We start from the raw sequence: 24,616 nt of genomic DNA, 5'->3' as shown, positions 1-24,616 counted from the left end.
CGTCGTTTACGTGCTCCTGACAATTCACGCAACCCATGGCACCCTGCCTCACGCACGTCCTTCCGCACCGTTCTTCGTTCCCCCACCCTGCCCGGGCCGACCGTCCCGGGCACGGCAGAAGGAGACCTGCGTGAGACGCCATCGCACCGCAGCGGGCATTCTGTTGACCGTCGGAGCCCTGTTCACCGGCGGCCTCGTCCAGGCCGGAGCCGCCGACGCCGCGCCCGCCGGACCGTCGGCCGCGGCCCACACCGCCTCGGCCGCCGCACAGCACAAGGCCCGCACCTTCTGGACCGCCGAGCGCATGCGCAGCGCCACTCCCCTCGACCTGCTGCTGACCGAGCGGACCGCCAAGAACCTCAAGTCCCCGAAACACAACGGGAGTTCGGTCACCGTCGCCGCCACCCGCCCCGCGCTCGCCTCCTTCCCGCAGGCCGGCGGACCCTGGACCGGCGGCGGCGCCGTCGTCACGACCTCGGGCCGGGTGTTCTTCACCTTCCAGGGGCGCACCGCCTCCTGCACCGGCTCCGCCGTGACCAGTCAGAACGCCGGCACCGTCCTCACGGCCGGGCACTGCGTGAAGTACCAGGGCAGCTGGCACACCAACTGGGTCTTCGTGCCGGGCTACGACAACGGCAAGGCGCCGTACGGCCAGTGGACCGCGGCCAAGACGCTCACGACCCCGCAATGGGAAGCGAGCGAGGACATCAACTACGACGTCGGAGCCGCGGTCGTCACTCCCCTGAACGGCAGGACCCTCACCTCGGTCGTCGGCGCGCAGGGCGTCCAGTTCAACGGCGGTTACAACAAGCCGATGTACTCCTTCGGCTTCCCTGCGGCCTCGCCGTACGACGGCACCAAGCTCATCTACTGCAGCGGCAACAGCTCGAAGGACTTCCTCTTCTCGCAGGACCACGGCCTCGGGTGCAACATGACGGGCGGCTCCAGCGGCGGCCCCTGGTTCACCGGCTTCGACGAGGCGTCCGGCACCGGTCTGCAGGCCTCCGTGAACAGCTTCGGCTACACGTTCCTGCCGAACCGGATGTTCGGCCCGTACTTCGGTGACGTGGTCAAGGCCCTGTACGACAAGGCCCAGGCCTCCTGACTCGCCCAAGAAGGGCCCGGCGCCGCAAGATCGGCGGCGCCGGCGTTCAGGGCCTGCGGCCGTGGAAGGTGCGGCGCAGGTCGCTCACCCAGGCGTCGGGGTTCTCCCAGGGGATGAAGTGGCCGCCGTGGTCGTGGGCGTTGACGTTGACGTGATGGAACCAATCGGCCTGCGGGCCGGTCTCGAACGCCCGGACGCGCTCGTGGGCGGTGCGGATGCCGGGCGGGTTCTCGTACGTGACGAAGGTGAGGCCGACCGGGGCCTGCACGACCGGGGTGCGGTCGTGGGCGGGGCTCCAGGGATGGCGGTTGGCGTTGGCGTAGTAACGCATCGATGTGGCGATCGAGTTGTTCGCCCAGTAGATGGTGGCGTGGGTGAGCAGGTCGTCCTTGGTGAAGACGGATTCGAGGTCGCCGCCGTTGTCGCTCCAGGCGTTCCAGCGCTCCAGCAGCCAGGCGAGCAGTCCGGCGGGTGAGTCGCTCAGCCCGTGGGCCAGGGTGGCGCCGTCGAGCATGTGCACGGCGAGGTGGGGCGCCCAGCGGTGGTCCAGCTCGATGATGCGGGCGCGGACGTCGGCGGGCTGGTCGTCGGTGAGGGGCCGGTTCCGGGCGAAGTCCCAGGCGCGGGGGCCGGTGAAGAAGTCGAGCGGCAGCCCGGAGCCGATGTGGATGCCGTACAGCTCGTCGGCGTACTTGTGGCCGAGCTGGCTGGAGACGATCCCGCCGATGTCGCAGCCGCCGGCAGCGTACTTCTCGTATCCCAGGGTCTCGGTCATCAGGGTGTGCCAGAGATCGGCGACCTTCCAGAAGTTGACGTCCGGAAAGCCGGTGAGCGGGCCGGGGAAACCGAAACCGGGCAGGGACGGCACGACGACGTCGAACGCGTCGGCCGGGTCACCGCCGAACGCGGCCGGGTCGGCGAGCGGGTCGATCACCTTCGACCAGTGCCAGAACGTCCACGGCCAGCCGTGGGTGAGGATCAGCGGGATGGGGCGGGGGCCGCGGCCGGGCTTGCGCATGAAGTGCACCGGGACACCGGCGACGCTCACCTGGTAGTGCTCGTAGAGGTTGATGGCGGCCTCGGCCTTGCGCCAGTCGTAACCGTCCCGCCAGTAGGCGACCAGCTCACGGAGATAGCTGTCCGGGACGCCGTAGGACCAGTCCTCGTTCCCCTCGTCCAGCGGCGGACGGGTCAGTTCGAGACGGACACGCAGGTCGTCGAGGACGTCGTCGGACACATGGATCGGGCCGGGCTCCAGGGGGAAGGCGTGCGGGGCGGTCATGGCGTGATCCCTTCTGAGCAGGGGGAAGCGGTGCCGTCGGGAACGTTCCCCCGTCTCCGGTCCCCCTGAACGCACTCGGCCTCGGGCCGGCTCCGTCGCACGTTTCGAACCCTCCGCCGCCCGCCACCTCACAGCGGCGGGGCCGGCGTCAGCGGGCGCAGCCGACGTCCAGCACCTCGACCACGTCGCCGTGGACCGTGTACACCAGCCAGCACCATTCCCCGAACGCGGCCGCCAGGTCCGGCGCCCGTGTCAGGGCGTCGTGGGTGACCGCGTCGATGAGCGTGATGATCTCCGCGTGCATCTCGTCCGGCACGTCGAAGAGAACGTCGGCGGCCCTTTGGATCATTTCGACTTTCATGACACCCCCCGGGACGAGCAGGAGCGGAACGGCCCGGCGGAACCGGGTAGCCCGGGCTGCGCCCGGTGACCGGGCAGAGCCTTCGTCACCACCGTAGACCCGCCGGGCGCCCGCCATCGACGGCAACGGACGAGCGGGCGGGTCTGGCCGTCGTCACGCGCGGCGAGGGCCGGTCACGGCGAGCAGGAGGAGGGCGAGGGCCTGGATCGCGGCGACCACCGTGATCAGGAGCGGGATCGAGTGGCCGTACAGGGCTCCGGTCAGGGCGCCGCCCGCCAGGCTCGCACCGCCCACCACCCCGGCGAAGACGCCGTACGCGGTGGCCCGGCGCCGCGGGGGCACGAGGTCCGCGACGGTGGCCCGGAGCGTGGACTCCTGGATGCCCATGGCCGCGCCCCACACCAGCGACCCGGCCACGGCCAGGCCGGTGGTGTGCGTGAAGGCCAGCGCCGGGACGGCGGCGGCCAGCACCGGCAGCACGGCCAGCACGTGCGGGCCGATCCGGTCGTACAGCCAGCCGGTGGCGAGCGCGGCCACCGCGTCCACGGCCATCGCCGCCGCGTACAGCACCGGCACCCAGGGCGCCGTCATCAGGTGCCGTTGGACGAGGTGGTACGACAGGACGCCGAACGTGGCGAAGCCGGCGGTGGTGGTGGCGGTGAACGCCGCGTAGGTCCAGAACGCGGCGGGCAGCCAGCCGTCCGGTGGCGGCGCCTTGGCCGGCGCGGGTGCCTGCCGCTCGTACGCCTCCGGGTCCGGGACCCGTGCCCGGAGCCAGAACAGCAGACCCAGCACCGCCACGCCGGGTGCGGCGAGGACGCCGAGCGCGGGGCCGTAGGCGTCACTGCTGAGGGCGAGGACGCCCGCCACCGTCAGGGGGCCGACCAGCGCGCCCACCTGGTCCATCGCCTCGTGGACGGCGAAGCCCCGGCCGCGTCCGGTCACGGCCGTGGCGTGCGAGAGCAGGGTGTCCTTCGCCGGGGAGCGCACCGCCTTGCCGACCCGTTCGGCGACGACCAGGGCGCAGGCCGCCCACAGGACGCCGACCACGCCCAGCGGCGGCACGCAGAGCACGGTCAGGGCGTATCCGGCGATCGACAGGCCCCAGAAGCGGCGCGTGCGGTCGGCCAGCGGGCCGGACACCAGGCGCAGTCCCAGTGCCGCCGCCTCACCGGCGCCGGTGACCACACCGACGACCAGGGCGGAGGCGCCGAGGGACGCCAGCAGCGGGCCGGTGACGGAGCGGGCCCCCTCGTACACGAAGTCGGCGAGCAGGCTGACCACGCCGAACCACACGACGAACCGCCACGGCCCCATCCCGCCCGGCCCCGGCCCTTCCGTCCCCGCTGCTCTCTCGCCCACGGCGCCTCCGCAACCCCCATGCCGAAGCATGCCGCACACCGTCGCCGCACCGGGCCTCGTGCAGCCGAGGCCTGCGTATCCGCGGATGGTGCACCTCGTGCGGATGCTAAGTTCGCGAGGGCGCGGCACGCGGTGGGCGGCTCGGAGGACGAGGAGGTGCTCGCCGCCGGTGCCGGCGTCCGCAGGGGCCTTGCCCGGCCGAGTCCCGCGCCCAGGACACCAGTGACAGGAGCGACCGTGTGACCAGCCGAGTCCTTCTCGTCTCGCCCGCCATGAGCGTCTCGCTGCGGCAGGCCCGCTTCGACGACGGCGGCTCTCTCGACGACGGCGGTGCGGCGCGGGCCCGTTCGGCGGCCGGGTCGCTGCCCTCCGCGGCGCGGGTGCTGGTCTCCCCCGGCGTGCGCTGTCGTGAGACGGCCGCGGCACTGGGTCTGGACGGCGTGCCGGCAGCGGACCTGGCCGGTCTGGATGTGGGCCGCTGGCGGGGCCGCACGCTGGACGAGGTGGGGGCCGCCGAGCCGGAGGCGGTGGGGCGCTGGCTCACCGACCCCGCCTGCGCACCCCATGGCGGCGAGTCGGTCCGGGACCTGTGCGGACGGATCGCGCGCTGGCTCGCCGACGCCCGAGCCGTGGAGGGTCGTACGCTCGCCGTGGTCGAACCGGAGGTGGTGCGGGCCGCGGTCGTGGAGGCGCTGAACCTGTCTGCCGCGCTCTTCTGGCGTCTCGATGTGCCACCGCTGACCGTGACCGAACTCAGCGGCCGGACCGGGCGGTGGAATCTGCGGCTGGGGCGTCCGCTGGCGGCGCCGCACGCGGACTAGGGTCTGCCGGCCCGCGCTGCGCGGTGCCGGCGGAGCAGACGCGGCCACCGTGCAGCGCAGACAGCCGCGGTCGGGCACCCGGCGCGGCTGGGGGTGTCGTGCCGCTGCCGGGGCGGGCCCGGTGAGCGTCGGTGTCCGGAGAACGCCGGAGGGCCCCCGGTTGGTTCCGAAGGGCCCTCTGTCGTCCGGAAGAGGTCAGTGCGCGGCCGGAACCGCTCGCGCGCTCTCGGCCCTGACCGGCCGGGGGTTCAGCAGCCGCTCGGCCAACTCGCCGAAGGCGAGCCCGAATCCGCCCCACAGGACGGCCTGGATGGCCAACGCGGACAGCCGGAACCGCCACAGCAGGGTGGCCGGGAAGTCCTGCGGCACCTCGTTGACGGCCGGCAGGAACGCGTAGGCCAGACCGACGGCGACGGCGAACGCGGCCACCGCGGCCACGGTCGCCCACCAGGTGCCCAGCGCGGGCGCCAGGCGTTTGCCGAGGAGGGTCGCGGCGACCGCCAGGAGGACGCCGAGCAGCATCATCAGGAAGTACAGGCTGGTCCGCTTGCCGATGGTGTCGGGGTCGCCGACCGACGGCGGGTTGGCCGGGTACTTCAAAAACGGCACGACGTACACGGTGAGCAGCGCGCAGCCCGACAGCAGCAGTGCCGTGGCGCGCGGGCCGAATCGGCCGACCCGGCCGAGCGCGAAGCAGAAGGCGAGCGCGGCGATGCCGCCGAAGGCGACCCCGTAGACGAGGACGCCGGTGGCGAGGCCCGCGGTGGACTGGAGGGAGCGCGAGACGACTTCCGCCTCGTGCTCGTGGGAGTGGGCCTCCTCGAAGCCGATCGCCTTGTCGACGCTCGGCTCACCGAGGAGATAGGCCGCGATCAGGGCGAGCACGCCGGCCGCGAGGCCGGCGAGCATGCCCCGTACGAGGAGGTTCCGTACGGTTGCGGAATTCATGGGCGGGCGGTGTCCCCTCGCGTCAGTGGCAGGGGAAACCGAGCAGATGGCGGGCGTCGTGCACCCATTCGTGGACGTCCGTGCCGTTGAACACGGAGGTGGCGCCCTGCTCGGCGCCGACGAAGTAGAGCAGGACCAGCATCAGGATGCCGAAGAAGACCGCCCAGGGAGCTATCGCCTGCAGCGGCAGCTTGGCGGGGACGGCGGGCGTGGTGGCTGTCGGCGGGGCGACGGTCTGCGCCATGGCAGAACCTCCTCTGGGAATTCGCGTCCCATCTCGGTGGTGCACAGGACGACGGCCCCGGGTCTGACTCGCGAGCACCCTCGCGGGGCCCGCACACAGTGGCGCGACCGTTCCGGATTCTCACCGGCTTCCGTCATGCCGTCGTCGATATCGGACAGACCGTACCGCGGGACCGGCACCCCGCCAAGACCGCCTCCGACCGGCGTGATCTTCCTCTCGTGCCGGGTGGGCGGCCGTGTGCCCGGTGGGTCGGCGGTGGCGCGATTCGACTGGTCCCGCTCAGGGTTCCGCGCGCCGGCGCGGTGGGGTGAAGGCGTACAGGTCGAGGATGTCCGGCCGGGGCGCCACGCCCGGACCGCCGGCGCGTACCCAGGTGACGATGTCCTCGGTCGCGGCCGGGTCGTTGACCAGCCCGAGCCAGACCGGTCGCGCGCCGGCGGCCCGGCCGGCCGCGGAGGGCTGTACGACGATGACGTTGGCCTGGTCGCACACGTCGAGGCAGTCGGAGATGCGCACGGGCACCTCCGCCCGCAACCGCGCGGTCTGCGCCGCGTGATCACCCGTCACCTTCGGGCTGCCACAGCAGCAGTCCCGGCACACGACGACCCGGCACGGCACCGGTCCGCCCGCTGTCTCTTCCGTCGGCCTGTCGGGCATACCGCGCCGCTCCCCTCCCGGGGAGATCCGCCCCGGTGTCGCCTGAGGAGGCGACCGCGTGAGTCTCCTGGCTCCCGGGTCGTCGCCCGTCCCGCCTTCCCGCCCCGCTCGGGGGCGGTGGCCTGCCGGGACTCGCTCACCGGTCACAGTGGCGGGACCGCGCCGGATTCGCACCGGCTTCCTCGGACCGCCGTCGCCTTGTGTCGCCGGTCATCATGTCATCACCGGTGGCGGCCCGTCACCCGGCCGCCGTTCGGAGGGGCTCCCGCGGGAGCCCCTCGCCTGCCGTGAACGGTGAGAAGACGATCACGAGCAGGACCCTTCCGGGACTACGGCGTCACGGGGCGAGCAGCAGCAGATCCGTGCGGGACTTGGCCGCCTCGTAACGACGGGCCACGTCCTGCCAGTTGACGACCTGCCACATCGCCTCGATGAAGTCCACCTTCTGGTTCTTGTACTGGAGGTAGAAGGCGTGCTCCCAGGCGTCGAAGACCAGGATCGGGGTGGAGCCCTGGCCGACGTTGCCCTGGTGGTCGTAGACCTGCTCCACGATCAGGCGTCCGCTCAGCGGCTCGTGGGCGAGTACGCCCCAGCCCGAACCCTGCGTGGTGGCCGCGGCCTTGGACAGCTGGGTCCTGAAGGCGGCGAAGGAGCCGAAGGACTCCTTGATGGCCTCGGCCAGCTCGCCGACACCGTCGGCGGCTAGGGGCTCGCCACCGCCGTCCTTCGGACCGGTCATGTTCTGCCAGTAGATGCTGTGCAGGATGTGCCCGGAGAGATGGAAGGCCAGGTTCTTCTCCAGGCCGTTGATCGACCCCCAGGCGTCCTTGTCCCGTGCCTCGGCGAGCTGCTCCACGGTGTCGTTCGCGCCCTTCACATAGGCCGCGTGGTGCTTGTCGTGGTGCAGCTCGATGATCTCCGGGCTGATCACCGGTGCGAGCGCCGAGTAGTCGTACGGAAGCTCCGGGAGCGTGTACAGCGCCATGTCCAACGTCCTCCGACATTATTGCGAACGAGATGCAAGTGCACGTTAACAGCAAGAACAGCCGCATGCCGATCAGGCCTTGGACCTAGGACTCGTGACGTCGGCCGGCACGGCAGCGCCCACCGCGCCTGCCGGGTGGCGTCGCCGAGCGGGAGAGCCAGCGCGGCGAGTGCACGTCAGTTCCCCTGATCGTGTACCCCGGCTCCGTGTCATGGCCGGGACCCTGCGCGGACCACGCGCGTCGGGCCGTCAGTCACCCGATATGACTAATGACGCAGCGTGCACCCCTTGTCCCCACTGGGCCGTCCCCCGTTCGGAGTTGCAGCCGTCCGAGGGACATGAGTCCGTTGGTGTCGTGTCCGTCCGGCTCTCACTCAGGAGGAGACATGGGCGCCAACGACAACGGCCGATCGGCCGACAAGCTGAGCGTGGTTTTCGCGGTCCGCGTGATCGAGGGCGGCGAACAGGGATTCCTGGATCTGTACGAGCAGCTCCGGAAGTCCGTGTCCAGCACCCCCGGACACATCATCGAGCGGCTCGGCGAACCCGTCGACGACTCCCGCCAGTGGGTGATCACCAGCGAATGGCGGACCGCCGAGGACTTCTTCGCCTGGCAGCAGAGCGCGGAGCACCAGGAGTTGGTGGCCCCGCTGCGCCAGTTCGTCGACCAGCGGCAGTCCATGCGGTTCCGTGTGATCAAGGAGACCAAGGGGGTGGCGTCTTGACTCCCCCCGTGCGCGGCCCCGTCGCCGTCCTCGGTCTCGGCACGATGGGCGCCGGCCTGGCCGGTCGCCTCCTCGACCAGGGGATGCAGGTCCGGGTCTGGAACCGGACCCCGGAGCGCACCGCCCCGCTCGCCGAGGCGGGCGCCTACGCCGCCGCCAACCCCGCCGACGCCGTCGCGGGCACCAGCGCCGCCCTCTGCGTCGTGGCCGACGGCCAGGCCCTCGGCGCGGTGCTGCACGGACCGGGCGGCGTGCTGGCCGAGGGCCCGTACCCCGGCGTGCTGATCTGCGCCAGCACCGTCGCCCCCGACGAGGTCGTGCAGATCGCCGGAGAGGTCCCGGCGGTCCTCGACGTCGGCATGCTCGGCAACCGCGACCACGCCCGCGACGGAGAGCTGCGGCTGTTCGCCGGCGGCGAGCAGCGGGCGTTCGAGACCGCCCGCCCGTTGCTGGAGACGCTGGGCAAGGAAGTGGTCCATCTGGGCGCACTCGGGTCCGGCATGCGGATGAAACTGCTCCTCAACCTGCTGATGGGCATAGAGGTGCAGGCCCTGGCCGAGGCCACCGAACTGGCGGAGGCCTGCGGCCTCGACCGGCAGCTGGTTCTCAGGACCATCGCGGGCAGCGGCTTCGCCTCGCCGGTGATGGCGTTCAAGTCGCGGCGCCTGGCCTCCGGCCGCTTCGAGGAGCCGGACTTCCGGCTGCGGCTGATGGCGAAAGACCTCATGCTCGCTTCCAAGCAGGCAGCAGCAGTCGGCCTGAGCCTGCCGCTGGCGACCGCCGCGGCGGAGACCCACGTCCGCGCCACCGAGCAAGGGCTGGGCGACCAGGACTGTGCCGCGGTCACCCGCGCACTCGCACCGAAACCGGAAACCGACACGTGATCATCGACATCCACGGGCATCTGTCCCCACCGGAAGCGGCGAAGCGCTTCCCCATGCCCCCGAGTCTGACCGACGTCGACGGCATGCTCGCCGCTCGCGCCGAGGCCGGCATCGACCTGACCATCATCGGCAGCCCCGTCGGGGCCGGCGCGATGGCGCGGGTTCCGGGCGTCGACAACTACGCGCAACCACGCGACCGGCTGCGCAGCTTCCACGCCTGGATGTCGGGGCTGATCCGGAAGTTCCCGGACCAGTTGCGCGGGTACGTCTACGCCAACCCGTTCGGCGACGACGATCACCTCGAAGGGGTGCGCGAGACCCTGGCGGACCCCGCCTTCGTCGGCCTGATCACCACGTCCAGCGTGCACGGAGAGCTGCTCGGCTCGCCGCGCGCCGACTCCTTCTTCGCGCTGGCCGCGGAGGCCGGGGTGCCGGTGCTGGTGCACGCGCCGGCCGAACCGCTCGGCACGGAACGGGTCGAGGAGCTCGGCTTCGTGGAGCAGATCGGCCGCTTCGGCGACGTCACCCTGGGCATGGCCATGATCGCGTTCGCGGGATGGCTGGACAAGTACCCCGGTCTGCGGCTGATCGGCGCTACCGGCGGCGGCGCGATGGCGCTGCTGCCGGAGCGCCTGCAGACGGCGGCGCGCCCCCGGCACTGGGCCGGGGGCGCACCGCCCTCCGGCCGGCCCGGGGCGGCCTCCGCTCCGCCGGCGGAGCAGCGGGCACCCCAGCAGGACCCCGCGGCCCTGCGGCCCTCGGCCGACCCGGCCGCGGCGCTGCGGCGCATGTACGTCGACACCAGCCCGTTCAGTGCGGCGCACCTGAGCCTGAACGCCGAAGTGCTGGGCCCCGAACGGATGCTGTTCGGCACCGACTCACCGCCGATGGCCGCGCCGCTGGAGGACTTCATCCACATGATCGAGAAGCTGCCGGTCGACGCGGCCGCCCAGCAGCGCATCCTCGGCGGCAACGCCCAAGCCCTCTTCGACCTCAGGAGTCGTCCGTGACCACCACCCAAGAGGCCGTCACCGCAGCCGAGCGGTGCACCCCGGAGTTCCGGCGCGATCCGCACGCGGTCTACGCCCATCTGCGCACAGCGGCGCCCGTCTGCCCCATGAGGCCGCCGCACGGCAACGACACGTACCTGATCACCCGGTACGACGACGCGCGGGCCGCCCTGTCGGATCCGCGGCTGAGCAAGGACATGTACGGGGCCATGGACGCCTACCGGAGGATCTTCGGTGACTCGTCCGTCGCGCTGGACGACAACATGCTCAACTCCGATGCGCCGAAGCACACCCGGCTGCGCCGGCTGGTCAACTCCGCGTTCACACCCCGGCGCGTGGAGGCGCTGCGGCCGCGGATCGAGGAGATCGTCCGGGACCTGCTCGACGCGTGCCCGACCCGGGAACCCTTCGACCTGCTGCCCGAGTTCGCCTTCCCGCTGCCGATCATCGTGATCTGTGATCTGCTCGGCGTGCCGCCCGAGGACCGGTCGCGGATGCAGCACCTGTCCACCACGGTGGCGCAGACCGGTTTCGGCGAGGAGGCCAAGCGGGCCCAGCAGCGGGCCGAGGAGGACCTGCACGCGTACTTCACGCAGCTCATCACCGCCAAGCGGGACCGTCCGGGCGACGATCTGCTGAGCGCGCTCATCGCGGTCCGGGACAACGACGACGGGCTCACCGAGAGCGAGCTGGTCTCCACGGCGTTCCTGCTGATGTTCGCCGGTCACAAGACGACCGCGTACCTCATCGGCAACGCCGTCCACCACCTGCTGTCGCATCCCGCGCAGCTGCGCGCCGTACGGGAGAACCCGGAGCTGATCCGCGCGGCGGTGGAGGAACTGGTGCGCTACGACGGCTCGGTGGAGAGCGCCACGTTCCGCTACGCGACCGAGGACGTGGAGTACAGCGGGACCCTGATCCCCAAGGGCGCCCTGGTGCAGATCGCCATCAGCTCGGCCAACCGCGATCCGCAGAAGTTCGACCACCCCGACGAGCTGGACGTGATGCGGCCGGGCAACGCGCAGGACGCCCATCTCGGTTTCGGGCACGGCAGCCACTACTGCCTGGGTGCCCCGCTGGCCCGGATGGAGACGCAGCTCGCGCTCACCCGGCTGTTCGACCGGTTCCCCAGGATGGCCCTGGCCGACCCGGCCGCCGGGCCACGGTGGCTGGAGGTGCCCTTCCCGGCCTTCCGCGGCCTCGCCGAGCTGCCGGTGGTCCTCGACCCCGCCGGCTGAGCGACCGCGCCCACCCGTCCGCGCCGCCTCGCCACCATGACCGGCCGGGCGGCGCGGCCGCGTGGGACCAGGCGGTGGGCGGCAGTCGGGCCGGGCCGACCCGTTCGCCCGGTACGTCGGCTCGGCTCCGTGTCGAACGGCAGGCGGACCGGGCGCAGGCGACGGGACGCTTCTGCTTCGTCGCCGCCGTGGCGGTCCTCGTCTTGCCGGCCGTCATCACGCTGCCGGGCCGGGCGGCAGCTGGACCGTCGTGATCAGGTGGCAGGCCCCGGTGCCCGAGCCGCGGTAGGTGTGCGGGGGCGTCGGCGTCGAAGGTGGCGGTCCGGCCGGCTTCGACGGTGTGCTCGGTGCCTTCGACGACCGGCCTGCTGAAGGTCGCGGCGGAAGAACTGCAGGGCCTGCTCGCCCCGCACGCCCGACAGACCGCCGTCCACTATCGCGGCCCCGCGAGTCCCAGGCATCCGTCCGAGGCCGGCGTCGTCAGCCGCCGTCCGCCTCCGCACCGGGCAGCAGCACCGTGGCCGGGTGCGCCGTACCGCGGGCCTCGCCAGCCCGAGCCGGCCCGTCGGACCGCCGCTGCCGGCGGCGGGCGGCCGGTGACGGGGTGGTGAGGACGGCGAGGCAGGCGATGACGAGGGCGATGCCCATCCACCCGGCGGCGGGCAGGCGTTCGCCGACGACGAGGACGGCGAGGACGGCCGCGACGGCCGGTTCGAGCTGGGACAGGGTGGTGGCCGTGCTGGCGGGCACGCGCGCGAGACCCCAGCCGAACAGGACGTACCCGGCGAACATGGGGACCACCGCCATGTAGGTGCCGACGGCCGCGTTGGACCAGGAGCCGACGAGCGGCGCGCCGGTGGCCAGCAGGACGGGCAGCAGGAGCACTCCGCCGAGCCCGAAGACGGCGCCCATCGCCGCCCGCGAGGGGAGGCCGCGGCTGATGAGCCGGTGCGCGGCCCAGGAGTACAGGGCGTAGGTCGCGGCGGCGACCAGGCCGAGGCCCACGCCGAGCAGCGTCCCGGCCACGGACGCCGGTCCCGCGCCGTCGGCGGCGTGGCCGGCTTCGGCGACGCACAGCAGCACGGTGCCCAGCAGGCCCAGGGCTGCCGCGGTCGTCCAGCGGCGCGTGAGCCGGCGGCCGTCCATGACGCGTTCGATCAGGGCCGAGGCGAGCGGGGCGGTACCGATCGACACCACGGTGCCCACGGCGACTCCCGCCAGGTGCATGGAGCTGTAGAACGCCAGGGGGTAGACGGCCACCGAGGCCGCGCCGAGCAGGACCGCGCGGCGCCGCTCGCGCAGGCGGGGTGCGTGCCGGGCGAGCTGCGCGGCGGCGGCGAGGGCCTGGAGCAGCCCGCCCAGGCCCATGGCGACGGCACCGATGGCGAGCGGGCCCACCTCCGGGGCGAAGGTGGCGGCCGTACCCGTCGTCCCCCACAGGACGGAGGCGGCCAGCACGCACAGGGCGCCGGTTCCGGCGGACCGGCTGTGGCCGGCGAGCGGCTTCACAGGCGGTCCAGCAGGTCCGCCGCCAGGGAGCGGGCGTGCCGGAGGCGGTCGCCGTCGCCTTCCAGCCCGGCGCGGGCCATCGCGCCCTCCAGGAGGAAGGCCAGGTGCTCGGCCGTCGCGTGCGCCTCGTCGGGACGCTCGGGCAGCAGCTCCCGCAGGTGGCCGGCGATCAGCCGCTCGACCTCCTCCTTGTGGGCGCGCACCACCGCCCGGCCCGCGTCCCCGGCGGGAAGTTCGGCGGCGGCGTTCAGCAGGCCGCAGCCGCGGAAGCCGTGCTCGTAGGCGAACGCCGCGTGGTCGGCGTAGGCGTCGAAGACCGCGAGGACGCCGTCGCGCGGGCTCCGGGCCTGCTCCAGCCGGGCCCGGTACAACCCGAGCCACTCCTCGTGCCGGGCGTCGAGGTAGGCCCTGACCAGGTCGGCCTTGGAGGCGAAGTTGTTGTAGAGGCTCATCTTCGCCACGCCGGCCTCCGCGGTGATCGTGTCGATGCCGGTGGCCGCCACGCCGTCGGCGTAGAAACGGCGGGCGGCGGCCGCCAGCAGCCGCTCCCTGGCCGGCCGCCGCCGGCCGCTCTCCGCGGTCGTCACACCGCTCTCCTCATCGTCGTAAAACTAGGTAGGTAGGTCTACCTAGCGTACGGGACGATGCCGTCGGTGTCAGCGGGTGGCCTCGCCGGGTCGGGTGTCCGGTCCCTCGGGGAGGCCCTCGCTGGTGAGGAAGTAGAAGACCGGGAGGGCGACGAAGACGGCGACCGCCCACAGGGGTGCGACGAGCACGCCGAGCAGCCCGGCCGCGCCGTACGCGAGGGCGCCGGCCCAGGAGCGCAGCCGCCCGTGCCGGACGTAGGTGGGCTCCACGTCCGGTTCCAGCAGCTCGGGCCGGCGGGCGAGCTGGTGGTAGAAGGCCACCCAGCTCAGACACATCGCGGCGGCCAGCCCGGCGTAGAGCGCGACGGCGACCCGTGCGTCGGAGCCCGCGGGGTCCGCCCGGAGTGCGTCGGCGACCACCGCGGTGGGGAACGAGAGCGCCGCCGTGGTGAACAGCAGCAGCAGATTGGCGGCGTGCAGCCCGCGGTCCATGACGCGGACCCGTACGAAGGCCTGGTGGTGGTTGAGCCAGATCACCGACACATAGCCGAAGGAGGCCAGGTAGCCCAGGTAGGAGGGCCACTGGGCCAGCAGGGCGTGGCCGAGGCCGCCCGGCCGGTGCGGTGGGCCGGCGAGGCCGAGGGCCAGCAGCGTGACGGCGATGGCCAGCACGCCGTCGCTGAAGGCTTCCGCGCGGCTGGTGTCGGAGCGGGAGAAACCGCGGAGGCGGGTACGGGACACGCTGGCTCCTGAGGTGCTCGTCGGTTCGTCAGGCACCGCTGCCCGGCCGGAAGGCGCTCAGCGGGGCCGGTGCGAGGACGGGCGGCGGGTGGTGTCAGTGGCCGGTCTGCCGGACCGGGACGTGGGGAAACTCCCTCGTCGTGGGGTCGGGCCGGCCGCTGCCCGGGGGGGCGCGGGGGCAGGTGCCGGGGCCGGAGGACGTCCGGTCCGGGGCCGGCGGCGCGCCGAGCGCGTGGCCCGCAGGACGGTCGCGCCCGCCCGGGTCGCCGTGCCGAGGGGGACCCACCGGCACGTACGAGACCCTAGGGCGGGCGGTCAGGGGTGGCTTGACTGTGTGTGCACCGGCTGTGGCCTGTCCGCGCTCACCGGCCGCAGCCCCGTTACCGTGCGCCGTATCGTCGGACCGCGATGCCGGGTACCTGACTTCGGGGGGTTGTGTGCTGCTGCTCGATCTCGCCACCGTGGCGCCACGTGACCGGGTCGACGCGTTCCATCACGCGTTGACGGACTCGTCGGTGCCCAACGACGTGGTCCACGAGGAGCCCGCCTCCGGTATCCACGCCCGCATGGAGATGTGGCGGGTGGGCGGGCTGCACCTCTTCGCCACCCGTAACTCCGGCTTCGAGGTACGACGGACGGAACGGCACGTACGTCACCACCGGAGCAGCCCCGTGGTCTCCGTCTCACTCCAGCCGGAGGGCGTGCACCGGGCCGAAGTCGCCGGTGAGCGACGGCTGTTGGGCCTGGACGACCTCTGCGTCTTCCACGAGCTGTCGCCCCGCGTGTACGGCTGGTCCGGTGACGGGGCGTCCCGGTCCGTGATGTTCGACGTGCGCCGACTCGGCCTGCCGGTGGACGTGGTGGCGAAGGCGGCCGGGCGACTGCGCGCCAGTCCGCTGCACGACCTGGTCCTGAGCCATCTGCGCGAGGTGTGGCGCGATCCGGACCGCCTGGAAGCCGACCCCGGCGCACCGCACCTGGCGTCCGCGACCACCGACCTGGTCCGCGCCCTGCTGCTCTCGGCCGCGCACACCGAGGAGTCGACCGCGGTCCGGTCCGCCATGGACGACACCCTGCTCACCCGGATCATGTGCTACGCGCGGCGGCACCTCGCGGACCGCGATCTGACACCCGAGCGGATCGCCGCCGAGCACGCGGTTTCCGTACGCCGGCTCTACCTGCTGTTCAGCGAGGCGGGGTGCAGCCTGGAGCAGTGGCTCATCACGGAACGCCTCGGCAGGGCGCGGGAGATGCTGGCCTCCCCGCGGTACGACCGTCTCACCGTGGCCGCGGTCGCCGCACGCTGCGGGTTCAGCAGCCCCAGCCACTTCAGCCGCCGCTTCCAGGCGGCGTACGGGTCCGCACCGAGCGAGTGGCGGCGGCACCGGCGCACGGAGGCGACCGGCGCGGCCGGCTGATCCCGGCGGGCGCCCGCGGCGGCGGACTTGCGGGTCAGCCGGTGTGCAGGGCGGTGTGCAGGGTGTCCGTCACCTGGATGCGTGCCGCCCTGGACGCGTCCGTGCCGCGGAGCAGGTCGAACAGGAGGAATCCGTGGATCGTCCCGTGGTAGCGGAGGGAGACGACGGGGACGTCCGCCGCCCTCAGATGCGCGGCGTACGCCTCGCCCTCGTCGCGGAGCACGTCCGCCTCCGCGGTGAGGACGAGCGCCGGCGGCAGCCCCCGTAGCTGACGGGCGGGTGCGCGCAGCGGGGAGACGGTGTCGTGCGTGCGGATCCGGGGGTCCGGCGCGTACCGCTGCCAGTAGTCGCGCATGGCGGCGCGGGTCAGGAAGTAGCCGTCGGCGAACCGGTGGTAGGACGGGGTGTCCATGGCCGCGTCGGTCACCGGGCAGATCAGCACCTGGTGCCGGAAGCCGGGACCACCGCGCTGCCGGGCGGCCAGCAGGGTGAGGGCGGCGGCGTGCTGGGCGCCCGCGCTGGCCCCGACGACGGCCATCCTGCTCCCGTCCAGCCGGCAGCCCGCGCCGTGCCGGGCGATCCACCGGGCCACGGCGTACGCCCGCTCGACGGCCGCCGGGTAGCGGACGTCGTCGGGGACGTCGTACTCCGGGACGACCACGGCGGCGTCCGCTCCGAGGACGAGGTCCGTCACCAGGTGCCGGTGGGCGTAGGCGTCGGTCAGCATCCAGCCGAGCCCGTGCAGGTACAGCACGACCGGCAGGGTCTCGTCGCTGCCGGCGGGGCGCAGGACCCGGACCCGGATCCGGCCGCCGTCGTGTCCTGGCAGCGCCAGCCACTCCTCCTCGACGTCCGGCTCGGCGCCATCGTCACCGGTCCACAGAGACGCCATCCGCGCCCTGGCAGCCGCCGCGCCCGCGTCCGTGTCCGACGGCGCGGGCAGTTCGTACGCCTCGGTGAAGGCGCGAGTGAGCCGCTCCAGGACAGGCTCGGCCCCGGGAGGCGGAACGTCGTCTTGCAAGAGAACTCCTGCGCGGGTTCGCGGGCCGTTCGGGAGAGGGGCCGTGGGGATGAGCCACCGGCCCTCCCCCGTGGCCGGGCAGGCAGGCGCTCGGCGCCGGAGGCGGCTCCACCGGCACGGGTGACCAGCGTAGGGCGCGCCCTGCGGGGTGCGAGCGGCGCCGTCGGACGAATACTTGCCGCTGCGTGCACAGTTCCGGCCGGTCAGCCGGTTCCGCTCCCGGGGGCGCCGGACGGCCGGGTACGGCTGCGCCAGTCGCGGGGTGACATGCCGTAGGCCGCGCGGAAGCTGCGGCTGAAGTGGGTGGCGTTGACGAAGCCCCAGCGCCGGGCCACCGCCGACACCGTGAGGTCGGCCGAGCCGGGCCCGGCCAGCTCGCGCCGCGCCTCCTCCAGGCGGCGTTGCTGGATCCACCGGCCGATCGTGCTGCCCTGTCCCTCGAAGAGCTTGTGCAGATAGCGGACCGAGATGTGCTGGGCCGCGGCGACGGTGGCGGGCGTCAGGGTGCGGTCCCACAGCCGCGCGTCGACGTAGGCGCGCACGCGGCGGAGCAGCTCCTGGTGTTCCGGTCCGGGCGCCGGCCGCGCGGGCTGCGGTTCCCCGGCTTTCGACGCGTCTCCCCCGGCTGCAACGGCTACGGCGGCTTCGGCGGCCAGCGAATCCACGAACCCGGTGATCGTCGTGGCGAGCCGGAGCGCCGTCCGTGGCGGGTACTCGGGCAGCGTGTCGAGGAACGTCCGCAGGAGGGGTCCGAGCAGGGGCGCCACCGGGCCGTCGGCGAAGGGCGGGCGGCCGGCGAGAGCCCCCGCCTGGCGGTCGGTGAGGGTGAGGGCGAGCCGCGGCACGCGGACGAGGTGCAGCTCGAAGGGCTCCGACTCGTGCAGCAGCAAGGGGACCGCTCCGTCGCACACGAAGAGGTCGCCGGGACCGCAGGGCGCGGTGCCGGCGCCCCGGACCAGGGTCGCCCGGCCGGCGGCGTGCACGCCCAGCAGCAGGTGCGGTTCGCTGGTGTCGTCGGCGGAGCGGACCAGGGACCGGGCCGCTCCCCGGTAGGTGGTCATCCGGAGGAGGCCGAGGGTGCGGACCCGCGCCGGTTCGGTGAAACGGGCGCAGGCGCGGGCCCCGGCCGGCAGGAAGGACCGCACCGGCGTGCTCGCCCACGTCAGGTCGGGATACGGGGCTCGGCCGGCGTCGCCGCCGGTCGCGGCGGGCGGGCGCATCAGGTGCATGGGTCCCCCTGGTCGAAGCGGTGGTTCGGACGCCGGGACGGTCCGGCGGTGGACGTCCGCCGAGGGAGCCCACGACGTCAGCCTGGGCCGCCCGGGGAACGGCGGGGAGAGCGTCCGGCGTTCCGTGCGGACAGGGGCACGAGCCGTGCGCGGTGAGGCACCGCGCCGTGCGTTCCTCGGCACGAAGCGCGCGTTCGCCGCGTTGCGGCGGCACTTCTCCCGGCTGTTTCTGCCTGTCTTCTTCCTGGTGGTCCGCAGGGGCCCGCTGCTTGGCTGGTGCGGGCGGGACCGCGAGTGCGGCCCCGGCCCACCCCATGCCGAGGGAGAGCAAGTTGAGCGTGGTGCTGTCGACCGATGCGGTGCCGGACCAGGACAAGGTCGCCTACTGGAGCGACGCGCTGGGCCGGGCTCTGGTGCCGGTCGCCGTCACCCCGCGGGCCGGCAAGCCGTTCGACGGCAGGATCGTCACCGACCGTCTCGGCTACCTCCGGATCTCCCGCATGGAGGCCGACGCCAAGCGGGTGACCCGCACCCCGGCCCTGATCGGGCGGTCGCCCGAGGACCTGGTGGCGGTCGGTCTCCAGCTGGCGGGCACGGCCACCTTCGTCCAGGACGGCCGGCGGGCCGAGCTGGGCAGGGGCGACCTGGTGCTCTACGACACCGCACGGCCCTTCTCCGTCACCTATCCGGAGCGGTTCGCCAGCCACGTCTTCCACGTGCCGCGCCAGGTGCTGGGCGTCTCGGACAGCGACATCAGGCTGGTCGCCGGTACCGCCATCGGTACGGGCCGCGGCTTCGGCGCGGTGCTGCGGCCGTTCCTCGCGACGCTGGCCGCTTCGGCCCCCTCCTACGCGCCCGACGTCGGGCAGCGGCTGGCCGGCCACGTCGTGGACCTGTTCGCCACGCTGATCACCGATCAGGCCCACCGGGAGCCGGACGGCAGCCGCGACCACCTGGTACGGAGTGTCCGCGCCCACATCGACCGGCATCTCGGCGAGGCATCCCTGTCACCGGAGTCCATCGCCCGGGCGCACCACATGTCCGTCCGCTACCTGCACCGGCTCTTCGAGGGCGAGGGCATCACCGTGAGCCGTCTGATCCAGCAGCGGCGGCTGGAGGCGTGCGGGCGTGAACTGGCCCGGCGCGGACGGGTGACCCCCACCGTCTCGGCCGTGGCCCGGCGCTGGGGGTTCGTCAACCCGGCCCACTTCAGCCGGGCGTTCCGCGCCGCCTACGGGGTCTCCCCGCGGGAGTGGCGCACCCTGCACCTGGAGCAGGGCGTGGGCGGGCTGGCGCACAGCTGACTCGCGGCGGCGCGCGTGTCAGCCGGTGTCCAGGCGGACCAGCCGGGCGCGGGCCTCGGCGACCCGTTCCGCGTCCGCTTCGGGGCCGAGGGCGACGCACCGCGCGAACACCTCGCGTGCCTCGGTGGTGCGGCCTGCGCCGAGGAGGACGTCGCCGAGCGAGAGGAGATAGCGGCTCTCCAGGGCGATGTTGCCGTCCGTCCGGGACAGTTCGACCGAGGTGCGCAGGTGTTCCACCGCTTCGTCCCAGCGGCCCATGCCGCCGTAGCCGGCTCCCAGGCCCGCGAGCACGTTGGCCCGGGTGAAGGCGGCGATGTGCGGTTCGACGCGGTCGCCGGCCTCGTCCAGCCGGGTCAGGGTCTGCCGGTAGGCCTCGATCGACTCCTCGTAGCGCCCGGATCTGCGCAGTTCCGTGGCGCGTGAGATCAGGGCCTGGAGCATGCCGTGCAGGTCTCCGGCGGCCCGGAACAGCGCGACGGCCTCGGCGGTGTGCTCGGCGGCCCGGCCGTGCTCGCCGAGCAGGCGGTGGGCCCACGAGGCGTACTGGTGCGCCCACGCCTGCTGCCCGGTGTCACCGGCCCGCCGGGCCGCGGCGAGCGCACGCGCGGAGTACCGGAGGCCGTCCTGGGGCCTGCCCTCGCACAGGATGAGGGCCCAGGCGTAGTAGTTGAGGTGGGTCGCTTCGAGCAGCGGGTCGCCGAGGGCCTCGGCGGACCGGGCGGCGGTGCCGAAGACCTCCGGCCAGTGCCCCCAGAAGATCCACTGGTCGGAGAACCAGTGGAGGGCCTCGGCCACCTCGACGACGGCGGCGTGGTCGCCGTCCGCCGCGGCGGCGTGCAGGGCCGCCAGCCAGTTGGCGGCCTCGGCCTGGAGCCAGTCGCGGGCCTTGTCGGCGCTGGAGAGGTCGGCCGTGCCCTGCCAGGACGGGGGCGGGGCGCCGTGGTCGGGTTCGTACCACCGGCCGGCCACGACGGCCGTCTCCAGCAGCCAGCGGAACATCGACCGGCGGGCCCGCTCGATGTCCGCCGCCTTCTCCTCGGCGGTGAGGCGGTCACGGCCGTACAGGCACAGCAGGTCGTGCAGCCGGTAGCGGTCGTCCCCGGTGTCGAGCAGGCCGGCCTCGACCAGTTCCTCCAGGGTGTCCTCGGTGTCGTAGAGGTCCTGGCCGGTGAGCCGGGCGGCGCAGGCGGCGCCCACGTCCGGGCCGGGGACCAGGGACAGGCGGCGGAACATGCGGGCGGCGGGGGGCGTGAGCTGCCGGTAGGACAGGTCGAAGGCGCTCGCCACCCGTACGTCGCCGGCGGACAGCGTCTCCAGCCGACGTTCCTCGCGCGTCAGCCGGTCCGCGAGCCGGCGCACGCTCCAACCGGTGCGCGTGGCCAGCCAGTTGCCCGCGATCCGGAGGGCCAGCGGCAGGTGTGCGCACAGCCGGGCGACCTCCTCCAGGGCGTCCGGTTCGGCGGTGGCCCGCTCCTTGCCGACGAGGGAGGCCAGGAAGGCGGCCGACTCGGCGGGGTCGAGCCGGCCGAGCGGCAGCCGGTGCACGTCGTCCAGTCCGGTGAGCATGCGGCGGCTGGTGAGCAGGACCAGCGTCCCGCCGGCGCCCGGCAGCAGCGGACGGACCTGTGTCTCGTCGCGGGCGTCGTCCAGCACCAGCAGGCAGCGGCGGTCGGCGAGCACCTGCCGGTAGAGGGCGGGGTGGGCCTGTGATCCCGCCTGCGCCAGGTCCCGGTCGGGCACACCGGCGGCCTTGAGCACCCGGACCATCAGCTCGGGCGGTGCGGGCGGGCTGTCGTCGGTCCCCCTGAGGTCCAGCATGAGCTGGCCGTCGGGGAAGCGGTCGGCCAGCCGGCGGGCGGCGCGCAGCGCGAGGGTGGTCTTGCCGGTGCCGGGTGCGCCGTGGATGGCGACGACGACGGGCTGGGCCTGCGGGGCGGCGCCCTCGTCCTTCCCCGGTCGCGCGAGTTTCTCCAGGCTGCTCAGCTCGTCGACGCGGCCCACGAAGTCGTCGGTGCCGCGCGGGAAGGAGCGGACGCCGACGGGGCTGTAGCCGGGGGTGCGTCCGGCGCGGGCGGCGGTGAGCAGCCGTTCCCGTTCGGCGTGGGCGAGACCGAGTCCGTCCGCGAGCGCGGCCACCGTCCGCCGCTGGGGTGCGGCCCGCCGGCCGCGCTCCAGGTCGCCGATGCCGCGCACGCTGACCCCGGACGCTTCCGCCAGCGCCTCCATGGTCAGCGACTTCGCCAGTCGCAGCTCCCGTAGCAACGGCCCGAACGCCGCCTCTGCTGCGGACACGCCAGCCCCCTCCCCCTGAAGATTGAACATTCTAATACTTGTGGAGGGTCGTTGATCAGGCGCGCGCGTCGATCGGTCACCGCTGCGGCACGAGCGCCACGGGGCACAGCGAGTGGTGCAGCAGGGCGTGCGCCACCCGGCCGAGCTGGTGCCCGAGACGGCCGTGCCGGGGGCGGGCGCCGACGACGACCAGGTCGGCGGCGGCCGAGCGGTCCACGAGCACCTTCCGGGCGTGGCCCTCCAGCGTCGCGCGGTCCACCCGGACCCGCGGATGGTCCGCGGTCACCTCCCGCAGCAGGGTGTCCAGCAGCTCGGCCGCCTCCCGCTCGTGCCGGGGCGCCAGGTCCTTGCCGAGCAGCGGACGGCCGGCGCTCTCACGCGCGGGGCGGTGCCAGACCCGTACGACGTCGAGGACGCAGCCGCGTGCCTCGGCCTCCTGGAAGGCGAAGCGCACGGCATCGCCGGCGGTGTCCGGTTCCCCGGCGCCGAGCAGGACACGCCGGTGGGCGCCGGCCAGACCGGCCCGGTCCCCGCGGACGACGACGACCGGGCAGCGGGCGCGGGCGGCCACGGCGAGGCCGACCGAGCCGGGCAGCAGCTCCTTCACCACGCCCCGGCCGCGTGCTCCGGTCACCACGGCGAAGGCCTTGTCGCCTTCGCTCAGCAGGGCGGCCACCGCCTCCTGCGGGACGATCTCGGTGGCCGTCCTGACCTGCGAGGACCGCTCCCGGGCCCGGGCCGCCGCCGAAGCGACGATCTGCTCGGCCAGCACCTGCTCCGAGAGGGGTTCCTGGCTGCCCGACGGTGCGGCGCCCTCGTAGCGCGCCCAGAGACAGGCGTACACCAGCCGCAGCGGCAGGCCGCGGCGGGCCGCCTCGTCCACCGCCCAGTCGACCGCCGTCAGACTGGCCTCCGATCCGTCCACTCCCACGACCAGGGGCAGTTCCGTCATCGGGCTCACCGCCTTTCGCCGGGCCGCCGTGCCTGCGGCACAAGCCCTCGATGCCACCGTGACACGCCCCGGCGCCGGGCACGAACAGGTCGCTTGGCCCGGCCGCCGGGACCTGCGGCAGCCGGGGGCCTGGCCCTAGTCCTCGGGAGCCGCCGCCCCGTGCAGCGGCGCGTGCCAGACCAGCCGGGTGCCCCCGCCGTCCGGGCGGCCCAGTTCCAGGCCGCCGCCGAGACCGCGCGCCCGTTCCGCCAGGTTGCGCAGACCGCTGCGGCGGCCCTGGGGCGGGATGCCGACGCCGTCGTCGGTGACGGTGAGCCGCACCTCGGTCCCGTCGGTCTCCAGCACCACGTCGGCGCGGCGGGCACGGGCGTGCCGGGCGATGTTGGTGAGGGACTCGGACAGGACGGCCACGACATGGTCGGCGGTCTCCCGCGGCACATGGGTGTCGAGCAGGCCCTCCATCCGGAGGCTGGGCGCGAAGCCCAGTACCGGCGTGGCCTCGCCGGCCACCCGCACCGCGCGGGCCCGCAGCCCGGGTGCCCGGTCGCCGTCGGGGGTGCGCAGCCCGAAGATCGTCGACCTGATGATCTTGATGGTCTCGTCGAGGTCGTCCACGGCCCGCCGCACCCGCTCCGCGGCCTGCGGGTGCTCGATGAACCGGCCCGCGCTCTGCAGCGTCATGCCGGTGGCGAACAGCCGCTGGATGGCCAGGTCGTGCAGGTCGCGGGCGATGCGGTCGCGGTCCTCCAGCAGTGCGATCTGCTCGGCGTCCCGACGGCGCTCCGCGAGTTCCATGGCGACGGCGGCCTGCGCGGCGAACCCCTGCAGCAGCTCCGTCTCGGTCGCGGAGAAGTCTCTCGCACCCGTCTCCCGCGCCAGCAGGACCACGCCCCGGACGCGCTCCTGCCGGCCGATCGGTACGGCGACGGCCGGGCCCAGTCCGGCGAACCGCGGCGGTCCCGCCGTGACCCGGTCGTCACGCGAGACGTCCGGGCTGCTCACCGGCGCGCCGCGGGCGAAGGCCTGTCCGGTGAGACTCCCCTCGACCGGCAGCACCAGCCCGCGGTGCGCCTGCGCCTCCCGGCCGATGGCCAGCTCCACCGCGAGGGTGCCGGTGTCCTGCACGGGGGTGGCCACCGTGGCGAGCGCCGCGCCGGTGATGTCCCGCGCCCGCCCGGCGATCAGCCCCAGCACCCCGTGCTGGCCCGTACCGGACATCAGGCTCCTGCTGATCTCCGCGCTGGCCTCCAGCCAGCGCCCCCGCAGCCTGGACTCCTCGTACAGGCGGGCGTTGTCGATCGCCACGCCCGCCGCCACGGCCAGCGTGGACAGCACCGACTCGTCGTCCTCGTCGAACTGCAGCCCGCCCCGCTTCTCGGTCAGGTAGAGGTTGCCGAAGACCTGGTCGCGCACCCGGATGGGCACGCCGAGGAAGCTGTTCATCGGCGGATGGTTCGGCGGGAAGCCGTACGACGCCGCGTGCTCGGAGAGCTTGGCCAGCCGTAACGGCGCCGGGTGGCGGATGAGTTCGCCGAGGATGCCGCGGCCCTCCGGGTAGCGGCCGATGCGGGCGATCCGCTCCGCGTCGACGCCGGCCGTGACGAAGGCCGAGAGCCGCTCGCCGTCCGAGCCGATCACGCCGAGCGCCGCGTACTCGGCGTCGACCAGGGCCGCCGCGGCCTCCACGATGCCGCGCAGCACCTGCTCCAGGTCCAGTTCGCGGCCGACGGAGAGCACCGCCTCCAGCAGGCTGTGCACCCTGTTCTGGGTGCCGCGGGCCGCATCCAGGCGGGCCTGCAGCTCGTCCAGCAGTTCGTCCAGCCGGAACTGCGGCAGCCGCACAGCCCGCGCCTCGCGCCCGTCCTCGGAGCCTCCCACTGCCGTTCCTCCAGCCCCGTCCCCGCGTCCGGCCGTCCCCGCCGAGGTTCACCGTAGCGGGCC

General features: G+C 73.7%; 23 protein-coding genes, 1 pseudogene and 2 riboswitches. Of the genes and pseudogenes, 8 read left to right on the top strand and 16 right to left on the bottom strand.

Annotation, left to right across the window (positions count from 1 at the left end; genetic code table 11):
- Nucleotides 1–130 precede the first annotated feature (130 nt).
- Entirely contained in the window at nucleotides 131–1,105 is a 975-nt protein-coding gene (locus ACIP4Y_RS13720; RefSeq protein WP_401392083.1) for a trypsin-like serine peptidase, read from the top strand.
- A gap of 46 nt (nucleotides 1,106–1,151) precedes the next feature.
- On the opposite strand, the gene ACIP4Y_RS13715 is transcribed toward ACIP4Y_RS13720, so the two are convergent.
- The 3 genes from ACIP4Y_RS13715 to ACIP4Y_RS13705 form a co-directional block, all read right to left on the bottom strand.
- Complete coding sequence (locus ACIP4Y_RS13715; protein WP_401392081.1) at nucleotides 1,152–2,387, bottom strand: epoxide hydrolase family protein; 1,236 nt, start codon at nucleotides 2,385–2,387, stop codon at nucleotides 1,152–1,154.
- A 148-nt stretch (nucleotides 2,388–2,535) separates the two neighbouring features.
- Nucleotides 2,536–2,736 carry a hypothetical protein gene (locus ACIP4Y_RS13710; RefSeq protein ID WP_401392078.1) on the bottom strand — a complete coding sequence of 67 codons (201 nt, stop codon included), beginning with the start codon at nucleotides 2,734–2,736 and terminating at the stop codon, nucleotides 2,536–2,538.
- Between the two features lie 165 nt (nucleotides 2,737–2,901).
- Nucleotides 2,902–4,110 (bottom strand): MFS transporter, encoded by a 1,209-nt coding sequence (locus ACIP4Y_RS13705; protein ID WP_401392075.1) that lies wholly within the window; start codon nucleotides 4,108–4,110, stop codon nucleotides 2,902–2,904.
- A gap of 239 nt (nucleotides 4,111–4,349) precedes the next feature.
- Between ACIP4Y_RS13705 and ACIP4Y_RS13700 the strand changes: the two genes are divergently transcribed.
- The gene (locus tag ACIP4Y_RS13700; protein WP_401392072.1) at nucleotides 4,350–4,931 is read left to right on the top strand and encodes a histidine phosphatase family protein; all 582 of its coding nucleotides are present in this window, start codon (nucleotides 4,350–4,352) and stop codon (nucleotides 4,929–4,931) included.
- Nucleotides 4,932–5,126: 195 nt separating this feature from the next.
- Here the strand turns inward: ACIP4Y_RS13700 and ACIP4Y_RS13695 are convergent, their stop codons facing one another.
- The 4 genes from ACIP4Y_RS13695 to ACIP4Y_RS13680 form a co-directional block, all read right to left on the bottom strand.
- Complete coding sequence (locus ACIP4Y_RS13695; protein WP_401392070.1) at nucleotides 5,127–5,879, bottom strand: CbtA family protein; 753 nt, start codon at nucleotides 5,877–5,879, stop codon at nucleotides 5,127–5,129.
- Nucleotides 5,880–5,901: 22 nt separating this feature from the next.
- Complete coding sequence (locus tag ACIP4Y_RS13690; RefSeq protein ID WP_358636779.1) at nucleotides 5,902–6,123, bottom strand: CbtB-domain containing protein; 222 nt, start codon at nucleotides 6,121–6,123, stop codon at nucleotides 5,902–5,904.
- Nucleotides 6,124–6,159: 36 nt separating this feature from the next.
- A riboswitch (cobalamin riboswitch) is annotated at nucleotides 6,160–6,301 on the bottom strand.
- 101 nt (nucleotides 6,302–6,402) lie between these two features.
- Nucleotides 6,403–6,780: a (2Fe-2S) ferredoxin domain-containing protein gene (locus ACIP4Y_RS13685; protein WP_358636780.1), complete on the bottom strand. Its 378-nt coding sequence runs from the start codon at nucleotides 6,778–6,780 to the stop codon at nucleotides 6,403–6,405.
- A 60-nt stretch (nucleotides 6,781–6,840) separates the two neighbouring features.
- Nucleotides 6,841–6,964, bottom strand: a riboswitch (cobalamin riboswitch).
- Between the two features lie 153 nt (nucleotides 6,965–7,117).
- Complete coding sequence (locus ACIP4Y_RS13680) at nucleotides 7,118–7,765, bottom strand: superoxide dismutase (RefSeq protein ID WP_401392065.1); 648 nt, start codon at nucleotides 7,763–7,765, stop codon at nucleotides 7,118–7,120.
- Nucleotides 7,766–8,151: 386 nt separating this feature from the next.
- Between ACIP4Y_RS13680 and ACIP4Y_RS13675 the strand changes: the two genes are divergently transcribed.
- The 4 genes from ACIP4Y_RS13675 to ACIP4Y_RS13660 are packed head-to-tail and all read left to right on the top strand — an operon-like array spanning nucleotide 8,152 to nucleotide 11,622.
- Nucleotides 8,152–8,490, top strand: a complete 339-nt coding sequence (locus ACIP4Y_RS13675) for an antibiotic biosynthesis monooxygenase family protein (RefSeq protein ID WP_401392062.1) — start codon at nucleotides 8,152–8,154, stop codon at nucleotides 8,488–8,490.
- Nucleotides 8,487–9,374: an NAD(P)-dependent oxidoreductase gene (locus tag ACIP4Y_RS13670; protein WP_358636786.1), complete on the top strand. Its 888-nt coding sequence runs from the start codon at nucleotides 8,487–8,489 to the stop codon at nucleotides 9,372–9,374. Before ACIP4Y_RS13675 ends, ACIP4Y_RS13670 begins: the two co-directional genes overlap by 4 nt.
- The gene (locus ACIP4Y_RS13665; protein WP_401392058.1) at nucleotides 9,371–10,384 is read left to right on the top strand and encodes an amidohydrolase family protein; all 1,014 of its coding nucleotides are present in this window, start codon (nucleotides 9,371–9,373) and stop codon (nucleotides 10,382–10,384) included. Before ACIP4Y_RS13670 ends, ACIP4Y_RS13665 begins: the two co-directional genes overlap by 4 nt.
- Nucleotides 10,381–11,622: a cytochrome P450 gene (locus ACIP4Y_RS13660; protein WP_401392055.1), complete on the top strand. Its 1,242-nt coding sequence runs from the start codon at nucleotides 10,381–10,383 to the stop codon at nucleotides 11,620–11,622. Before ACIP4Y_RS13665 ends, ACIP4Y_RS13660 begins: the two co-directional genes overlap by 4 nt.
- Nucleotides 11,623–11,838: 216 nt before the next feature.
- On the opposite strand, the pseudogene ACIP4Y_RS13655 reads toward ACIP4Y_RS13660, so the two are convergent.
- The 4 genes and pseudogenes from ACIP4Y_RS13655 to ACIP4Y_RS13640 all read right to left on the bottom strand — a co-directional run.
- Nucleotides 11,839–11,983: pseudogene (locus ACIP4Y_RS13655) on the bottom strand (XRE family transcriptional regulator); the annotation flags it as partial.
- Between the two features lie 119 nt (nucleotides 11,984–12,102).
- Nucleotides 12,103–13,131, bottom strand: coding sequence for a DMT family transporter (locus ACIP4Y_RS13650; protein ID WP_401392052.1), 1,029 nt, complete (start codon nucleotides 13,129–13,131; stop codon nucleotides 12,103–12,105).
- Nucleotides 13,128–13,718: a TetR/AcrR family transcriptional regulator gene (locus ACIP4Y_RS13645; RefSeq protein ID WP_401392049.1), complete on the bottom strand. Its 591-nt coding sequence runs from the start codon at nucleotides 13,716–13,718 to the stop codon at nucleotides 13,128–13,130. Before ACIP4Y_RS13645 ends, ACIP4Y_RS13650 begins: the two co-directional genes overlap by 4 nt.
- A 69-nt stretch (nucleotides 13,719–13,787) precedes the next feature.
- On the bottom strand, nucleotides 13,788–14,459 hold the full coding sequence (locus tag ACIP4Y_RS13640) for a TMEM175 family protein (RefSeq protein ID WP_401392046.1): 672 nt from the start codon (nucleotides 14,457–14,459) through the stop codon (nucleotides 13,788–13,790).
- A gap of 437 nt (nucleotides 14,460–14,896) precedes the next feature.
- On the opposite strand from ACIP4Y_RS13640, the gene ACIP4Y_RS13635 reads away from it, so the two are divergent.
- Nucleotides 14,897–15,877: a helix-turn-helix domain-containing protein gene (locus tag ACIP4Y_RS13635; RefSeq protein WP_401392043.1), complete on the top strand. Its 981-nt coding sequence runs from the start codon at nucleotides 14,897–14,899 to the stop codon at nucleotides 15,875–15,877.
- 34 nt (nucleotides 15,878–15,911) lie between these two features.
- Here the strand turns inward: ACIP4Y_RS13635 and ACIP4Y_RS13630 are convergent, their stop codons facing one another.
- Nucleotides 15,912–16,898 (bottom strand): alpha/beta hydrolase, encoded by a 987-nt coding sequence (locus ACIP4Y_RS13630; protein ID WP_401392040.1) that lies wholly within the window; start codon nucleotides 16,896–16,898, stop codon nucleotides 15,912–15,914.
- Nucleotides 16,899–17,101: 203 nt separating this feature from the next.
- Nucleotides 17,102–18,127, bottom strand: a complete 1,026-nt coding sequence (locus ACIP4Y_RS13625; protein WP_401392037.1) for a helix-turn-helix domain-containing protein — start codon at nucleotides 18,125–18,127, stop codon at nucleotides 17,102–17,104.
- 332 nt (nucleotides 18,128–18,459) lie between these two features.
- Between ACIP4Y_RS13625 and ACIP4Y_RS13620 the strand changes: the two genes are divergently transcribed.
- Nucleotides 18,460–19,431 (top strand): helix-turn-helix domain-containing protein, encoded by a 972-nt coding sequence (locus ACIP4Y_RS13620; RefSeq protein WP_401392034.1) that lies wholly within the window; start codon nucleotides 18,460–18,462, stop codon nucleotides 19,429–19,431.
- Nucleotides 19,432–19,449: 18 nt separating this feature from the next.
- Here the strand turns inward: ACIP4Y_RS13620 and ACIP4Y_RS13615 are convergent, their stop codons facing one another.
- From ACIP4Y_RS13615 to ACIP4Y_RS13605, 3 genes are all read right to left on the bottom strand, one after another.
- Nucleotides 19,450–21,723, bottom strand: coding sequence for a tetratricopeptide repeat protein (locus ACIP4Y_RS13615; RefSeq protein ID WP_401392031.1), 2,274 nt, complete (start codon nucleotides 21,721–21,723; stop codon nucleotides 19,450–19,452).
- 76 nt (nucleotides 21,724–21,799) lie between these two features.
- A complete protein-coding gene (locus ACIP4Y_RS13610; RefSeq protein WP_401392029.1) occupies nucleotides 21,800–22,675 on the bottom strand; it encodes a universal stress protein in 876 nt (291 codons plus the stop codon).
- 135 nt (nucleotides 22,676–22,810) lie between these two features.
- A complete protein-coding gene (locus ACIP4Y_RS13605) occupies nucleotides 22,811–24,553 on the bottom strand; it encodes a GAF domain-containing protein (protein WP_401392026.1) in 1,743 nt (580 codons plus the stop codon).
- Nucleotides 24,554–24,616 lie beyond the last annotated feature (63 nt).

The organism is Streptomyces sp. NPDC088810 (genome assembly GCF_044750305.1).
GTDB lineage: Bacteria > Actinomycetota > Actinomycetes > Streptomycetales > Streptomycetaceae > Streptomyces.
Note: the sequence above shows the minus strand (reverse complement) of the source record. Positions and strands in the feature narration are given on the sequence as shown.

What these genes read in the sequence shown, in the direction of transcription:
- ACIP4Y_RS13715 (WP_401392081.1), bottom strand. Translation starts at nt 2,387, where the DNA reads ATGACCGCCCCGCACGCCTTCCCCCTGGAGCCCGGCCCGATCCATGTG.
- ACIP4Y_RS13710 (WP_401392078.1), bottom strand. Translation starts at nt 2,736, where the DNA reads ATGATCCAAAGGGCCGCCGACGTTCTCTTCGACGTGCCGGACGAGATG.
- ACIP4Y_RS13695 (WP_401392070.1), bottom strand. Translation starts at nt 5,879, where the DNA reads ATGAATTCCGCAACCGTACGGAACCTCCTCGTACGGGGCATGCTCGCC.
- ACIP4Y_RS13680 (WP_401392065.1), bottom strand. Translation starts at nt 7,765, where the DNA reads ATGGCGCTGTACACGCTCCCGGAGCTTCCGTACGACTACTCGGCGCTC.
- ACIP4Y_RS13675 (WP_401392062.1), top strand. Translation starts at nt 8,152, where the DNA reads ATGGGCGCCAACGACAACGGCCGATCGGCCGACAAGCTGAGCGTGGTT.
- ACIP4Y_RS13685 (WP_358636780.1), bottom strand. Translation starts at nt 6,780, where the DNA reads ATGCCCGACAGGCCGACGGAAGAGACAGCGGGCGGACCGGTGCCGTGC.
- ACIP4Y_RS13625 (WP_401392037.1), bottom strand. Translation starts at nt 18,127, where the DNA reads ATGCACCTGATGCGCCCGCCCGCCGCGACCGGCGGCGACGCCGGCCGA.
- ACIP4Y_RS13690 (WP_358636779.1), bottom strand. Translation starts at nt 6,123, where the DNA reads ATGGCGCAGACCGTCGCCCCGCCGACAGCCACCACGCCCGCCGTCCCC.
- ACIP4Y_RS13610 (WP_401392029.1), bottom strand. Translation starts at nt 22,675, where the DNA reads ATGACGGAACTGCCCCTGGTCGTGGGAGTGGACGGATCGGAGGCCAGT.